This window comes from Providencia sp. PROV200, from assembly GCF_049901995.1.
GTDB lineage: Bacteria > Pseudomonadota > Gammaproteobacteria > Enterobacterales > Enterobacteriaceae > Providencia > Providencia rettgeri_E.
The window spans coordinates 1781663-1797749 of record NZ_CP096307.1; the positions used below are offsets into that span (position 1 = coordinate 1781663).

The 16087-nt window shown below is 40.1% G+C and carries 14 protein-coding genes; 9 read left to right on the top strand and 5 right to left on the bottom strand.

Features of this window, described 5'->3' with window-relative positions; genetic code table 11:
- The first annotated feature begins 51 nt into the window (after window positions 1-51).
- The 9 genes from arnB (at window position 52) to M1E86_RS08205 (ending at window position 9132) form a co-directional block, all read left to right on the top strand.
- The gene (arnB, locus tag M1E86_RS08165; RefSeq protein WP_213913267.1) at window positions 52-1197 is read left to right on the top strand and encodes a UDP-4-amino-4-deoxy-L-arabinose aminotransferase; all 1146 of its coding nucleotides are present in this window, start codon (window positions 52-54) and stop codon (window positions 1195-1197) included.
- A complete protein-coding gene (arnC, locus tag M1E86_RS08170; RefSeq protein WP_125890950.1) occupies window positions 1197-2189 on the top strand; it encodes an undecaprenyl-phosphate 4-deoxy-4-formamido-L-arabinose transferase in 993 nt (330 codons plus the stop codon). The genes arnB and arnC overlap by 1 nt, the downstream gene beginning before the upstream one ends.
- Window positions 2189-4174 (top strand): bifunctional UDP-4-amino-4-deoxy-L-arabinose formyltransferase/UDP-glucuronic acid oxidase ArnA, encoded by a 1986-nt coding sequence (gene arnA, locus M1E86_RS08175; RefSeq protein WP_213913266.1) that lies wholly within the window; start codon window positions 2189-2191, stop codon window positions 4172-4174. The genes arnC and arnA overlap by 1 nt, the downstream gene beginning before the upstream one ends.
- The gene (gene arnD, locus M1E86_RS08180) at window positions 4174-5067 is read left to right on the top strand and encodes a 4-deoxy-4-formamido-L-arabinose-phosphoundecaprenol deformylase (RefSeq protein WP_125890952.1); all 894 of its coding nucleotides are present in this window, start codon (window positions 4174-4176) and stop codon (window positions 5065-5067) included. The genes arnA and arnD overlap by 1 nt, the downstream gene beginning before the upstream one ends.
- Window positions 5068-5074: 7 nt before the next feature.
- On the top strand, window positions 5075-6733 hold the full coding sequence (arnT, locus tag M1E86_RS08185; protein WP_213913265.1) for a lipid IV(A) 4-amino-4-deoxy-L-arabinosyltransferase: 1659 nt from the start codon (window positions 5075-5077) through the stop codon (window positions 6731-6733).
- Window positions 6730-7077, top strand: coding sequence for a 4-amino-4-deoxy-L-arabinose-phosphoundecaprenol flippase subunit ArnE (gene arnE, locus M1E86_RS08190; RefSeq protein WP_213913264.1), 348 nt, complete (start codon window positions 6730-6732; stop codon window positions 7075-7077). Before arnT ends, arnE begins: the two co-directional genes overlap by 4 nt.
- On the top strand, window positions 7074-7481 hold the full coding sequence (gene arnF / locus M1E86_RS08195) for a 4-amino-4-deoxy-L-arabinose-phosphoundecaprenol flippase subunit ArnF (RefSeq protein ID WP_125890955.1): 408 nt from the start codon (window positions 7074-7076) through the stop codon (window positions 7479-7481). The genes arnE and arnF overlap by 4 nt, the downstream gene beginning before the upstream one ends.
- 82 nt (window positions 7482-7563) lie before the next feature.
- Window positions 7564-8052 carry a C40 family peptidase gene (locus tag M1E86_RS08200; RefSeq protein ID WP_125890956.1) on the top strand — a complete coding sequence of 163 codons (489 nt, stop codon included), beginning with the start codon at window positions 7564-7566 and terminating at the stop codon, window positions 8050-8052.
- 63 nt (window positions 8053-8115) lie between these two features.
- Entirely contained in the window at window positions 8116-9132 is a 1017-nt protein-coding gene (locus M1E86_RS08205; RefSeq protein WP_426099335.1) for a lipoate--protein ligase A, read from the top strand.
- A gap of 78 nt (window positions 9133-9210) precedes the next feature.
- Here the strand turns inward: M1E86_RS08205 and M1E86_RS08210 are convergent, their stop codons facing one another.
- From M1E86_RS08210 to ppsR, 5 genes are all read right to left on the bottom strand, one after another.
- Entirely contained in the window at window positions 9211-9582 is a 372-nt protein-coding gene (locus M1E86_RS08210) for a helix-turn-helix domain-containing protein (protein WP_125890958.1), read from the bottom strand.
- A gap of 545 nt (window positions 9583-10127) precedes the next feature.
- Window positions 10128-11180 (bottom strand): hemin-degrading factor, encoded by a 1053-nt coding sequence (locus M1E86_RS08215; RefSeq protein ID WP_213913262.1) that lies wholly within the window; start codon window positions 11178-11180, stop codon window positions 10128-10130.
- A gap of 121 nt (window positions 11181-11301) precedes the next feature.
- Window positions 11302-13458, bottom strand: a complete 2157-nt coding sequence (locus M1E86_RS08220) for a TonB-dependent receptor domain-containing protein (RefSeq protein ID WP_213913261.1) — start codon at window positions 13456-13458, stop codon at window positions 11302-11304.
- Window positions 13459-13829: 371 nt separating this feature from the next.
- Window positions 13830-14879 (bottom strand): 3-deoxy-7-phosphoheptulonate synthase, encoded by a 1050-nt coding sequence (locus tag M1E86_RS08225; RefSeq protein ID WP_248468331.1) that lies wholly within the window; start codon window positions 14877-14879, stop codon window positions 13830-13832.
- Window positions 14880-15002: 123 nt separating this feature from the next.
- The gene (ppsR, locus tag M1E86_RS08230; protein ID WP_413776180.1) at window positions 15003-15863 is read right to left on the bottom strand and encodes a posphoenolpyruvate synthetase regulatory kinase/phosphorylase PpsR; all 861 of its coding nucleotides are present in this window, start codon (window positions 15861-15863) and stop codon (window positions 15003-15005) included.
- Between the last annotated feature and the right edge of the window lie 224 nt (window positions 15864-16087).

Sequence of the window (16087 nt, forward strand, 5' to 3'; positions counted from 1 at the left end):
TATAATTAACTAGAATATTCTATTCACAACGAAAACTAGGCTATAAACAATATGAGCAATTTCTTACCATTTTCAAAACCAGCAATTGGTGATGAAGAGGTCAAAGCAGTAGAAAACGTTCTGCGTTCAGGCTGGATAACAACAGGCCCACAGAATCATCAACTAGAAGACGATTTTTGTCAGCGCTATGGCTGCAAGCATGCAATTGCATTGTCATCAGCAACTGCAGGTATGCATGTTGTATTAATGGCATTGGGTATTGGTCCTGGTGATGAAGTTATTACGCCTTCTCAAACATGGGTGTCAACAATCAATATGATTGAGTTGCTTGGGGCAACCCCTGTCATGATTGACGTTGATCGTGACACACTGATGATCCAACCTAATGCCGTAGAAAAAGCGTTAACAGAAAAAACAAAGGCCATTATCCCAGTACATTATGCAGGGGCGCCTTGTGATTTAGACGCGTTACGCTTAATTGCTCAAAAAGCGGGTGTGGCTTTAATCGAAGACGCTGCGCATGCCGTTGGTACACGATATAAAAACGAGTGGATTGGTGAAAAGGGAACGTCTATTTTTTCTTTTCATGCCATCAAAAATGTGACCTGTGCGGAAGGTGGGCTAGTTGCCACAGACGACGATGAGCTCGCTCAGCGTGTACGCACGCTTAAATTTCACGGCTTAGGCGTTGATGCGTTTGATAGGCAAATGCAAGGCCGTAAGCCTCAAGCAGAGGTTGTTGAACCCGGTTTTAAATATAATTTATCGGATATTCATGCCGCAATAGCCGTGGTGCAGTTATCACGAGTAGAGCAATTGAATCAGCGTCGTGCAGAGCTTACAGCTCGTTATCGTGAGCTGCTAAAAAATTCCCCTTTACAAATGTTGAGTGTCCCTAGTTACTCACATTTACATGCGAATCACTTATTTATGGTGCGTGTTGATAAAGCCGAATGTGGTATTGATCGCGATACATTCATGGAAAAATTGAAAGAGCATGATATTGGAACAGGGTTGCACTTTCGCGCAGCACATACTCAAAAATATTATCGTGAAAAATACCCTGAATTAGTTTTACCTGAATCAACATGGAATAGCGCCACATTGTGTTCGTTACCTTTATTTCCCGATATGACTGATGCAGATGTTGAGCGGGTTGTTAAAGCTGTAGAAGCAGTTCTTTTGGAGTCAAAATAGTGTCACACGCAGATGAATTTGATGAGATTAAAAAAGTCTCAGTAGTAATCCCTGTCTATAATGAAGAGCAGAGCTTACCGCAATTGCTAGAACGTACTATCAAGTCATGTAAACAATTAACTCAATCCTACGAATTAATTCTAGTTGATGATGGTAGTAGCGATCGTTCAGCGAAAATGCTGACAGAAGCAGCGGAAAACCCCGATAACCACGTTATTGCAATTATTTTAAACCGTAACTATGGTCAACATTCTGCAATTATGGCTGGCTTTAACCAAGCTGATGGCGACTTAGTGATTACTTTGGATGCAGATTTACAAAACCCACCAGAGGAAATCCCTCGTTTAGTCCAAACTGCAATGCAAGGTTATGATGTCGTTGGTACGCGCCGTGCGAATCGCCAAGACTCTTGGTTTCGCAAAACAGCCTCTAAAATGATTAATGCGATGATCACGAAAGCAACAGGGCGTTCAATGGGCGATTACGGTTGTATGCTACGTGCATACCGCCGTCATATCATTCAAGCTATGTTGCAGTGCCATGAAAGAAGCACATTTATTCCTATTCTAGCGAATACATTTGCACGTAGAACCATTGAAATTGATGTAGCGCATGCAGAACGTGAGTTTGGTGATTCTAAATACAGCTTTATGAAGCTGATTAATTTAATGTATGACTTATTAACTTGCCTAACTACGGCACCACTGCGTTTATTGAGTGTTGTCGGAAGTATTATCGCGATTGGCGGTTTTTTATTAGCGGTATTGTTAATGGCGTTGCGTTTAATTTTGGGCGCAGAGTGGGCAGCAGATGGCGTATTCACTCTGTTTGCAGTACTCTTTATGTTTATTGGTGCGCAATTTGTTGCCATGGGGCTTCTGGGCGAATACATCGGTAGGATCTACAATGATGTGCGCGCGAGACCCCGTTATTTTATTCAAAAAGTCGTTGGAGCAGATGCGAAATCCGACAAAAATCAGGAAGAAGACTAATGAAAGCTATTGTTTTTGCCTATCATGATATTGGCTGCGTAGGGCTAAAAGCGCTTGAAAAAGCAGGTTTTGATATCCAAGCTGTGTTTACACACACTGATGACCCAAATGAAAACCACTTTTACTCCTCAGTTGCGCGTTTAAGTGCTGACATGGAACTTCCTGTTTTTGCGCCTGAAAACGTTAATCACCCATTGTGGATTGAGCGCATTCGCGAAATGAAACCGGATGTCATTTTCTCTTTCTACTATCGTGATATGTTAAGTGAAGAGTTGTTAGCAATCGCGCCTAAAGGTGCGTTTAATCTCCATGGCTCATTACTCCCTAAATATCGTGGTCGTGCACCTATCAATTGGGCATTATTAAAAGGTGAAAGCGAAACAGGTGTAACCTTACATAAAATGGTCGCTAAACCAGACGCTGGCGATATCATTGCTCAAGAAAAAGTGGCTATTACCGATACAGACACTAGCCTGACTTTACATGCAAAAGTCCGTGAAGCAGCGGAAGTTTTATTGGATAAAACACTGCCATTAATCGAAGCAGGTAGTTACAAAGCCGTTGCGCAAGATGAAAACCAAGCAACGTACTTTGGTCGTCGTACCGCTGAAGATGGCTTGATTAACTGGAACAACAGCGCAAAAGAAGTTAACTGCTTGATTCGTGCAGTGACTGAACCTTATCCAGGTGCGTTCACTTATTTAGGCGCACGTAAAATGGTTATCTGGCGCGCACGCATTTTAGATGATAACCAAGGTAAGCCCGCTGGTACGGTGTTGTCGAGTGACCCACTGCGTATCGCTTGTGGTCAAGGTGCTATCGAAGTCATTAGCGGCCAAAGTGAGACAGGTTTATATATGCAAGGCAGCCGTCTTGCTAACGAAATGGGTATCGTGACTGATGTCCGCGTTGGTGCAAAACCAACAGCACAAGTTAAGCGTCGCACACGTGTTCTTATTTTAGGTGTCAATGGCTTTATTGGTAACCATTTAACGGAACGCCTGTTAAAAGATGGCAACTACGATATCTATGGTATGGATATCGGCTCTTCTGCGATCGAGCGTTTTATTGGTAACCCTTGTTTTCACTTTATTGAAGGTGATGTTAGCATTCACACAGAATGGATTGAGTACCACATCAAAAAATGTGACGTTATTCTGCCTCTGGTTGCGATTGCGACGCCAATTGAATATACCCGTAATCCACTACGCGTTTTCGAATTAGACTTTGAAGAAAACTTGAAAGTTGTACGTTACTGCGTGAAATATAACAAACGCATTATCTTCCCATCGACCTCTGAAGTTTATGGTATGTGTGATGATAAAGAGTTTGATGAAGACGAGTCACGTTTAATTGTTGGTCCAATCAATAAACAACGTTGGATTTACTCAGTTTCTAAACAATTACTTGACCGAGTGATTTGGGCATACGGTGCGAAAGAAGGGTTGAAATTCACCTTATTCCGTCCATTCAACTGGATGGGACCTCGCTTAGATAGCTTGAATTCTGCACGTATTGGTAGCTCACGTGCTATTACTCAGTTAATTCTAAATTTAGTTGAAGGTTCGCCAATTAAACTGGTTGATGGCGGTGCACAAAAACGTTGTTTTACAGATATTAAAGACGGTATCGAAGCATTGTTCCGTATCATCGAAAATAAAGATGGTAAATGTGATGGCCAAATCATCAATATCGGTAACCCAACAAATGAAGCGAGTATTCGTGAATTAGCAGAAATGTTGTTGGAAAGCTTCGAAAAACACCCACAACGTGGAAAATTCCCTCCATTTGCGGGCTTCCGTGAAATCGAAAGCAGCAGCTATTATGGCCAAGGGTATCAAGATGTTGAACACCGTAAACCAAGTGTTGAAAATGCACGCCGTTTACTGGACTGGGTTCCAACTATCGATATGAAAGATACCATTGAAGAAACGTTAGACTTCTTCTTACAAGGTGCCGTTGAAGAGTTAGGTAATAAAGACTAATGAAAAAAGTTGGCTTGAGAATTGATGTGGATACCTACCAAGGTACTTTAAAAGGGGTTCCACAGTTACTCAAAGTGCTCAAAGAGCACAATATTCAGGCCAGCTTTTTCTTCAGTGTAGGGCCCGATAACATGGGGCGCCATTTATGGCGCCTTTTGCGTCCTAAATTTCTGTGGAAAATGCTTAGGTCTAATGCAGCATCCCTTTATGGGTTAGATATCTTATTAGCGGGCACAGCATGGCCGGGTAAAAAAATTGCTAAAGATTTAGGCTACTTGATGAAACAAACCTTGGATGCCGGCCATGAAGTTGGCTTACATGCATGGGATCACCAAGGTTGGCAGGCTAAGGTTGCTAAATGGACTAAACCACAACTGACCGAGCAAGTTAAGTTAGGGGTTGATGCTCTAGAGCAAGCCATTGGGCATCGTGTGACGTGTTCAGCTGTTGCGGGCTGGCGAGGTGATGAGCGCGTGCTAGAAGTTAAACAGATGTTTAACTTTGACTACAACAGTGATTGTCGTGGCAAATATCCATTTAGGCCAATTTTAGCCGATGGCTCACTTGGGACAGTGCAAATCCCTGTTACACTGCCAACTTACGATGAAGTTGTGGGAACAGTCGTAAGTGATGAAGCATTTAATGATTTTATTCTTCAAGCAATTAAAGAAGATCAAGGCGTTCCAGTTTATACTATTCACACAGAAGTGGAGGGAATGTCTAAATCGGAACAATTTTCACAATTATTGGAACGAATTACACAAGAAGAAATCCAATTCTGTACATTAAGTGAATTACTGCCAGACGATTTAAATTCATTGCCAAAAGGGCGTGTGGTGAGGGCACCATTCCCTGGACGTGAAGGCTGGTTAGGCTGCCAAGAAGAGGAATAAGCAACCTATGTTGAATAACCGAGCGAGCAAAGTAGGAGCCTCTCTGCTGGCTCTTTTTTTTATCTTAACCTATTTATTGCCGTTGAATAGCCGTTTACTTTGGCAACCGGATGAAACTCGATATGCGGAAATTAGCCGTGAAATGTTACAGCGTGGAGATTGGATTGTTCCTTACATGCTGGATGTGCGTTATTTTGAAAAGCCGGTAGCCGGTTACTGGATAAACAATATTAGCCAAATGATCTTTGGTGAAACTAACTTTGCTGTTCGTTTCGGTTCGGTTTTTTGTATTCTTCTTAGTGCATTACTTGTCTATCGTATGGCAAAAATGATGTGGCGTAATAACCACGTTGCTTATGTTGCAAGCCTCATTTATATCTCGATGTTCTTGGTGTTCTCCATCGGGACCTACAGTGTTCTCGACCCAATGTTGTCCTTATGGATAGCAGCAAGTATGTTTTGTTGCTTGTGGGCAATGAAGTCGAGGGAAGTCAAATCTAAATTAGCGGCATGGCTTTGCCTTGGGCTGGCATGTGGCATGGCCTTTATGACTAAAGGCTTCTTAGCCCTCGCTATTCCAGTGATTGTCATGCTTCCTGTCACAATTTACCAAAAGCGGTTCCTTGAATTACTTAAGTATGGGCCGCTCGCAATCGTTTCTGCGGTTATTATCAGTTTGCCATGGGCATTAGCCGTTGCAAAACAAGAGCCTGATTATTGGCATTATTTCTTTTGGATTGAACACATTAAGCGTTTCACGGCAGATGACGCTCAGCATATAGCACCGTTTTGGTATTATATTCCGATTATCATTCTTGGTGCTATTCCATGGGCTGGGTTGCTACCGGGTGCGCTAATGAAAGGCTGGAAAGAACGAAAGTCTAGCCCCGATATGTTTTTCTTACTGTGTTGGTTTGTTGTTCCGGTTATCTTTTTCAGTATTTCTCGTGGCAAGTTACCTACATATATGTTGCCGTTTATGGCGCCACTTGCATTGCTTATGGCGAAATACGGGGTTGATTGCGTTCGTAATGGCAAAATGAAGGCATTGAAAGCCAACGGGATTATTAATATTGTATTAGGGATCGCGGCAGTTATCGCGGTTATTGTCATTAGTACGGTGATCAAAAAGCCATTGTACGAACCAGATGAATGGTCAAAAATGGTGTTGGGCGTTGTTGCATTTTCTATCTGGGCGATTATTGGTTATCTATGTACGGTATTAAATGCAAAATACTGGTTATGGGCAGCCTCATGTTCTTTAGCCGTCAGCTTATGTATTGGTAGTGCTTTGCCAAACAACACCATCGATTCTAAATTGCCTCAAAACTTTATTCATCAAAATCATGACTTACTAATGAATAGTAAATACTTGATGGCAAGTAATGTTGGGGTTGCCGCCGGACTTGCGTGGGAGACGCAGAATTCCAATATCTATTTATACAATAGCAGCGGGGAGCTCAGTTATGGTTTGGAATACCCAGATAGCCAACATCGCTTAATTAAGCCAGATCAGTTTGCACAGTGGTTAGAAAAAGCACGCAAAGAAGGGCAGGTAACTGTTGTCTTTTTATTAGGCCGTAAAGAAGGCTTACCTGACATTCCTAAGCCAGATGAAGTTATTAAAAATTCACGTATGGCGATAGTGGTTTACCATCAACAATGATCGTACAACTACTGCTGCTATTGCTTGTGAGTGTTTTGACCTGTGTTGGGCAAGTTGCTCAAAAGCAAGCTGTCGTCAATTGGCAGAGTAAGAAAACCAATAAAACCGCATCAGCCCTTCGGTGGCTGGTGCTGGCGGTTTTCATGCTAGGGCTTGGCATGTTGTTTTGGCTGAAATTATTGGAAACCATGCCGCTGAGTATTGCTTATCCAATGCTAAGTATTAATTTTGTATTAATTACTCTTATTGGGCAGTTTGTGTATAAAGAGCAAACAGGGCTTAATCACTGGTTAGGGGTTGCGGCCATTATGTTTGGTATTTTGCTAATGAGTATCAGCGTATGAATAAGGGCTATTTATGGGTGATTGGCAGCGCGTTATTAGTCACAGTCGCTCAACTGAGCTTAAAAGCAGGGGTAGTTGAACTTCCTTCATTCACACTTGGCTGGCATTGGCTACAATTTGATTGGTTACTGGCTAACATTGCTAGTTTAAGCATTATTTTTTTAGGGTTAGTGTGCTATGCGTTATCGATGCTATGTTGGCTATTCGCATTAAAACACATAGCATTGAATAAAGCTTATCCGCTTATTAGTCTAAGCTATGTTTTCGTTTATTTATTAGCGGTTTTTTTACCTTGGTTTAATGAACCTGCGACAGGGCTAAAGGCCATTGGAATTGGTTTTATTTTATTAGGGGTATGGCTAATTAGTCGGCCCAATAAATCATCAAGTGATAGAACGGAATAATTTCTTAGTTGCTTATATTATCGTCTTCACGCACTATAATATAAGCAAGTTATCGCAATAAGATAGACGAAGAAGGTGCTTTATGGTTATAAAAATACAACACCTCCCACTATTATTGTGTTTGGTTTTAATTGGGTGTTCATCGACACCAGTTAAAAGAACGCCACCACCACCGTTAAAAACACAGTTGTCAGATCCCATCATGACAATAGCGCAATTAAAAGACCAGCTAGAGCAGTGGTATGGTACGCCTTATCATTATGGCGGAATGAATCAAAATGGTGTGGATTGTTCCGGTTTTGTCTATCGCACATTTAACGACCGTTTTGCCATTCAGTTACCTCGAACAACAGTAGATCAAACTCAATTAGGCACACGGATTGATAAATCTGATTTGATGCCAGGGGATTTGGTGTTTTTTAAAACAGGTTCAGGGGAGAATGGATTGCATGTGGGGATTTACGATACCGATAATACATTCATTCACGCATCAACGAGTAAAGGGGTGATCCGTTCATCAATGGATAACGTTTATTGGCGAAAAGTGTTTTGGCAAGCAAGACGTATCTAAATTCACTATTTTATTCAGTGATTATGCTATCTTAAGGGCAAGTTTTGTTTTAAGGATAGCTTAATGTCAACAGTACGTTTACTCATCTCTGGATCCTACGACCCTTGGTTTAACCTTGCGGTTGAAGAAACTATTTTTCGACAAATGCCAACTGACCAACGTGTTATGTTTCTCTGGCGAAATGCTGACACGGTGGTTATCGGGCGTGCGCAGAATCCGTGGAAAGAATGTAACACCCGAAGGATGGAAGAAGATAATGTTCGTTTAGCTCGGCGTAGTAGTGGTGGTGGCGCTGTTTTTCATGACTTAGGTAATACCTGTTTTACGTTTATGGCAGGAAAGCCGGAATATGATAAAACGGTGTCTACACAAATTATTGTTGATGGGCTGGCGCTTGTCGGTATTAACGCAGAAATATCAGGTCGTAATGATTTAGTCTTAGAGACTGAAAGTGGCCTGCGAAAAATTTCGGGGTCTGCATACCGAGAAACGAAAGATAGAGGTTTTCATCATGGAACCTTACTGATTAATGCAGATTTAGGTCGCTTAGCAAATTATCTGAATCCAGATCCTAAAAAATTACAGGCCAAAGGGATCACTTCTGTACGTTCTCGTGTGGCGAATTTATCTGAGCTTGTCCCTCATATTTCTCATGAAATTGTTTGCGAAGGAATAATTAAGAGCTTTTTTAATTACTTCGGTGAAACGGTCGAAGCAGAGTATATCTCCCCTGAAAAACTACCTGACTTACCAAATTTTGCAGAAACCTTTGCTAAACAAAGTAGTTGGGAGTGGAATTTTGGACAAGCACCCGCTTTCTCCCATTATTCAGATACCCGTTTTCCTTGGGGAGGAGTCGAGTTTCATTTCGATATCGAAAAAGGTGTGATAAATCGCTGTCAGTTTTTTACGGATAGCTTAGACCCATCTCCTTTGGAGTGGTTAAGTGAGCAATTGGCGGGTAAAGCATATCAAACAGAAACGATACGCGCTTTGAGCAAAGAGATGGCCGTGAAATGGCCGCAATTGCAAGGACAGTTGGCCGATTTAGAAAACTGGTTAGTCCATGAGTTAAGTTAAAAAAAGAGCCGATATAATCGGCTCAGACATAGACTATAAAATTGCAAATAATTAATAGGAAAGGACGTTCGAAAATAATTAGTTATGACAGTTACAGGTCATAAAGCTTTTGCATTCAGGTAACTCACCTGATTGGCGAAATTTTGCAGGGGTTGTATCAAAGTGTTTCTTAAAGATACGGGTAAATGTCGCCTGTGAACTGAAGCCATATTGCAATGCGATATCAAGAATTGGTAAGTTACCTTCACGTAATGATTTAGCTGCTTCTAATAAACGACGTTTACGGACGTATTCGCCAAGCGTGCAACCTTTCATTTCTTTGAAAACACGCTGTAAATGCCATTTTGAATAACCGCTTTTATCGGCAATTGTGTCGATTTTGATGCCTTCATTGCGCTGCAACTGGCTTTCAAGCCATTTAACAATATCGTTGACTACACTTTCTGACATATTTACCTCCTACTCAAGTAGGCTATTGTTCATTAATAACTAATAATAACTCACGAAATTAGGGTCTATTCTTCCTGTTTTTCCGATATATCGATAGGCTAAACGTGCGGTTTTTTAATGAGAATAGCTATCACTACAATAGATGTTGAAAAAATTAACATTTTAAACATACATCATTGTATGTTTAAAATTCTTTAAATTCAAGTGATTGTATTTTGTTTGTTCTTTTTTCAGGTAATGGGAAGGCACTGTGTTCATTATGTTCAAAATAATTGTCCAAGCTATTCGAAATTATTAACCAAGTAAACAATTGAAAAAATATTGTTTCTTTTATAATCGTTTTTTTATAACAATAGACAGGAAATCCCGAGGTAAATTATTCTGGTGGATAATCGCCATAACTGGCAATTTTTTAGGAGGGATCACTCATGTAAGTGAATTAAAGGGTTCTATGGTAAATTTCATCTCTAGCTTAATCCCCATTTGGGGTTGGAAGGTATTCAGAAAATTACCATTAGAAGCCCATTTATCTATTTATTATTCTTTTATTTTATGCGAGATATAGAAAGAATTTGTTTGCTCCATTCTATTTGTTCTGGTGTGCCTTCTATGCGCTGGCCATACATTTGAATAATTTGGTTACCTTGGGTATCAAAGACCTCAAGGCTTGTTACAAAGCCATCTTTAGTTGGCTTGCGTGTGACCCAGCACTCAGAAATGCCACTTTCAATGAGATGAAGTTTAAAGTTTGTACTTGAAATATTTAACCAATCAGTTTGAGAGCTTTCAACAGAGAGTGATGATAGTTCATTTATTTTTCCTGTAAATATTTGAACGCATCCACGATTTCCTACAAAGAGCATCACTTCATTTTGTGCTTGGTATGCAAGGGAAAGCAGATCAGATAAGGCCGTTGAAGGTACTTGCCATGCTAATTCTTGGCTAACAGCGCGAAAAACTTGCTGACGACTTAGATTGTGTTTCTTTAATATGCCAAAAAACTGATGAACATTTGTCATATCACGCCATTGCTGTTCTAATTGAGAGGCGAGTTCTTCGCTGATTTTCTGTTCTGAAAATGGTGAAATGGTTTTAGGTTCTATAGGCGGATTCTCTGATGTGCTGTAGCGTTCTATCAAGGCTTGCCAAGCCGCTATATCAGTGTTGTCGGTGGAAAAAACCTTGTGTAAAGAATCTCCATATTTATCGAAAAATTGAATGCTGTGGCGAGTTCCCTCTGACGTTTTTTCAGAGAGTGCAAAAATTGAACTCCATTGTGCAAAGAACATACGTAAGTCTAATGCTTTAGGGTTTAGAAATAGCCCACCGTGATTGCTAAATTTCGGGTTATTATATGCACCTGTTTGAATACTAACAGCGTACTGATTACGAGTGATCCCTATAGCTTTCCCTATTGTGGTTAAATCTTGTAGGATATCAACAGGTTTACTGACCAATCGTTGAACATTATCTTTGCCGACACGACAATGAATTAATTGGGCTTCTGATACGCCAAGTAAGGCCGCTATTTCTTGGGCGTGCTTATGAGTGTACGTTTTTTTAGCTTGTAGGTAATCATGATAGAGGTCTGAATTCACAAGTTTTTCCTTAATAAAATGACAAAACACAGTGATGAGTTATCAACTGACAACCGATTTATTTCTATACTGCCGATAAATTCAATAAAATCAGTTGATAACATGGTTTTTTACTACTTAACTACCAGTTGTAATTTATGTTGATATAAAAGTTTCGGCCTTCCTGAGGAACTCCCATAGAAGAGACATATTGCTTATCAAATGCATTTTTCATTGTAAGAGTCGAACTTAATCCTTTTATGAATTGATCTGCTTGGTAATTTACATAGAAATCATGAATGCTATAGCCTGCATGCTGAATGACTTCTTTATGATAACGATCTAAACCTTGGCTTGATTTGTGATGCCACTTTTTATATTTATCATTACCTTGAAGTTGAGTTTTTGCAGAGAATTCCCCAATCCAGCCTAGAGTAAAGCCAGTACTAGCAACCGGTATATTTAACCGAGTCGTTAGTGTTTCAGGGCGTATAGACGAAAGAGAATAATGAGAGCTGTCTTCTCTACCTGTGGTTTTATTGTGATTGATATTTAATTCAAACCATGGTGTTCTGTAGCTTATAAAGCTATCGATGCCATAAATGGATGCGCTGGGAATATTGATATAATAAAGTTCATCGGGGAACCATTGGCCATACCTTGGCGTATAGAGGCCTTCAAGGGCAATATGGTTTTTAGATTTGGTCTTAAAGTAGGTTGAACCAAATTGAAGGTCGCTATTATCAATAAGTACCCCATCAAAACTGAATTTTACGCCTGTTTCGAGGGTTTTATTCGTTTCTGGACGTAAATCAGGCGATGGGCGAAAGTTTGAGCGAGTGCCAAAAAAAGGTATAGTGAAATGGTTTGAATTATTATAAAGCTCAGACATACGTGGAGTACGGTATGCCTCAGCGTATGATGAAAAAATATTGAGCCAATGGGTTGGAGTAATACTAACAGCCATACGGGATGACAAGTTGGTATGTTTACTTTCAGGGAAATTATCCCTCGATGCGCGGTATTGTGTAAAGCGCGTTCCAATTGATAAAGTTAACGGTAATTGATGCAATGTCATGTCATTAACCAACCAGCCTGACATGTTGTCGAGTTCTGCTGGTGGATAACTTATTGCGTACTGATTTGACGTTTGCTTTTGCTGATAATATTCGAAACCACTTTGAATATGATGATTTACCCAGTTATGCATAGGTAAAGTGAAGCTATTAGTAAATTTAGTCCCATAGGTATATTGATTTCGCGCTTCAGAACCATACTCTTTTGGTTTTTTCTTGATCTTAACTGTATCAGTTTGATCTAAATATAAATCTGTATAATAAATATCCCACTGAGCTTGCCAATTTATCTCATTTTTGGGTGTAAAAAATTGGCTAATGGCAATATCTCGCTGATGGCTTTGCCTTTCATGCGGTGTATTTGGATATCTATTTTTTTCTGTGGGTTTAGCGGGTTGTTTTACCCCTAAACTATTGTTGCGATATTCTTTTAATTGTAACGTCAAATAATATGAAGGGTGGGCAAGCCAGCTGCTTTTGAGCATCCAGTTATTTAGCTGTTCAGTATTATCAACGTTTTCAAATTCGGGTGAGCCGAGTAGGTACTTTTTACGTTGACTGTAGCTGAATAGGGTATCCGTTGATTCAGTTCTGCCCAACAGTGTTGCACCTGCATAGTAACCGTGGTTATTACGGTTAATACCGCTGAATACCTGACCGCCGAATTTTTGCCCAGGTTTTAATATATCAGCTGCAGTTATTGTTTTGAATGAGACAACCCCAGCCAATGCACCGCCGCCATGATGTACAGATGATGCACCTTTATGGATAAATATTTTTTTTATTAAGGTGGGGTCAATAAATGTAGCTTCATATAGGCCTGAATAAAAGTCCTGAGTGATGTTATCAACAGTAACTTTCACGCCTCGTGAATCATAACCTCGCATTTGAATGCCTTGGCCATAAGTGCTATTGGAACCAGAAACAAAGACCCCAGCTTGGCCTTTTAGTAAATCTAAGGCGGATGTTGCAGATTGATATTCAGGTGATTTTGCATCAATGACATCGACTTGTTCTGCTACAGCGATATTTTCTAAACTAAGAGGGGAGCTAGAAACATGAATAATGTCCCGAGTATCCGTTTTTGACATTGTATTTGTAGGTGATGAATTTTCAGCCAAAACTGTGTTACTAAACCCAGTCATGACGACAGTAGCAGCAAGCGCGGAGAATGATATTTTGTGTTCTTGATGGGCTGATGTAGAGATCGATTTAAACAACATAGGAAATCCTTTCCTTTGGTTTCAGAATTTGCTGGCTGCCTGGATAAATTATCTGGGTGGCATGCAATAAGTATTTACGTAACGTATTTGTTTATTTGAACTATTTGGTTCTGTAATGTTGTAGCGAATAGCAGGGGCTAGGCTACTGGTGATCTAACGGATAAATTCGTTCGTAGTGAGAATTATTATCGTTAGTGAGTGGTGGGTCAAGATATTTCTGGATTAAAATATCGTTATCTTGTAATTAACTGAATTATTATATCGTATTGGTTATATTTGAATGATAATTATATTTTTTTGAATATAAAAAGCCCTTTAGTGTATATTTTACTAAAGGGCTTATCGTAAGAAATAAGTTGGAATTATGGGGGTTATTTAAAACGAGACTCAACAGCTTGAGCAAGAATTTCAATAAGTTGTTCGGTATCTTCCCAGCCAAGGCATGGATCGGTAATCGATTGACCATAAACTAGCGGTTGGTCAGAAACCACTTTTTGTGTACCTTCAATTAAGAAGCTTTCTGCCATCACTCCACTGATAGCGGTCGAGCCATCTTTTATTTGTTCCGCAATATCTCGTGCAACTTCGAGTTGGCGACGATGAATTTTTTGGCAATTACCATGACTGAAATCGACCACTAAATGCTCTGGCAATTCAAACTTACGTAGTTTGTCGCAAGCTGCGGCTAAGTCACCGGCAGTGTAATTCGGCTGTTTGCCGCCACGCATAATAATATGCCCATGCGGGTTACCACTGGTTTGGTAAATGGTCATTTGCCCGTTTTTATCCGGTGATAAAAACATATGCTGTGCTTTTGCCGCTCTTATCGCATCAATAGCAATATTTATATTACCGTCAGTCCCATTTTTGAATCCAACCGGGCAAGACAGTGCGGATGCCATTTCACGGTGGATTTGGCTCTCTGTTGTACGGGCTCCAATAGCTCCCCAACTAATGAGGTCTGCAATATATTGTCCAGTAACCATATCAAGAAATTCGGTTGCTGTAGCTAGCCCTAATTGATTAACTTCAATCAGTAACTTACGTGCTAAGCGGATGCCTGTATTGACTTGGCAAGAGTTGTCGAGGTTAGGATCAGAAATTAACCCTTTCCAACCAACCACAGTACGTGGTTTTTCAAAGTAAGTTCGCATGACAATTTCTAAACGGTCTTGATGGCGTTCTCTTAATACATTTAATTTTTTCGCGTATTCAATCGCGGCATCAATGTCATGAATCGAACAAGGGCCGACAATGACAAGTAGACGAGGATCTTTACCAGATAGAATTTGTTCAATTCTTTTACGTGACGTTGTCACGTTATCAGCCACTTTTTGGGAAATGGGAAACTCATCAGCGAGAGTTTGTGGGGTAATTAAGCTATCCACTCTCGCAGTACGTAATTCATCAGTTTTGTGCATTTTCTTTCTCAAAGAACTTTAATAGGCATATGCCCTATAAGTGATTAAGATCACAATAAACGAATGTGGCTTAATTTCAACCTCCAACTTAGCAGGAATGAATATTTTTTTTATTTGTATTCATTAAAATATTCGTCTTTGTAAGCCCATGGTATCAATCACTTTTGCAGAAATTTCTTCAACAGAATAGTTCGTCGTGTTTAAGTAATTGATTTTATTTTGTCGAAATAAAGCTTCAACTTCCGCTATCTCAATACGACATTGCCTGATGGAGGCATAACGGCTATTTTCACGGCGCTCTTCACGAATGGCTGCTAACCGTTCAGGGCTGATCGTTAAACCGAATAACTTATGAGTATATGGGCGCAACGCGGCAGGTAACTGTAAGTTATCCATATCATCAGCCGTAAACGGGTAATTTGCGGCTTGGATCCCAAATTGCATCGCTAAATAGAGGCTTGTCGGCGTTTTACCGCAACGTGAAACACCAATAAGTATCACTTGGGCTTGGTCTAAATTACGTAAAGAAATCCCATCGTCATGAGCTAGTGTGTATTCAATAGCAGCTATTCGTGCATCATATTGATTCATATTCTGCATAGACAAACCATGAGTTCGGTTGAGTTTTGGCTCAGGTTCTAGGCCAACTTCCTTTTGAATTGGCGCGACTAAACTTTGGACGATATCTTGGCAAAACCCAGCACTTTGGGTGATGATTTGCTTTACTTCAGGGGAGATAATCGAATAGAACACTAAAGGGCGTAGCTGGGTTTCTTGGAAAATAACATCAATTTTTTGTTTAATTTCCTGTGCGCGGGTTTCGCTCGTCACAAACGGCAGAGTATAAGAAATAAATGACAGAGGAAATTGAGAAAGTACGGCGTGCCCCAAAGTTTCAGCGGTGATCGCGGTTCCATCAGAAATAAAGAAAACAGTACGTTGAACTTGGCTTGCCATATTATTCATTGTTCCTAATTCGGTCATCATTATTTGTCTCTTATTGTATTTATCACTGGATATTGGGAGATATTATCTTTGTTTAAAGTTTAAAAATTAGTTTATAGGGGGAACTATAGCCATTTTTTGAACGATTTTTAGAACAAAAAAGTTTTCTTCAGTGATGGAACGATTCACCAGTCCATCTTCTCTTATCGTCTGTGCTAGTCTATTTCACGAGGCGAATTTTCGCCAACGAGATTTTTTACGAT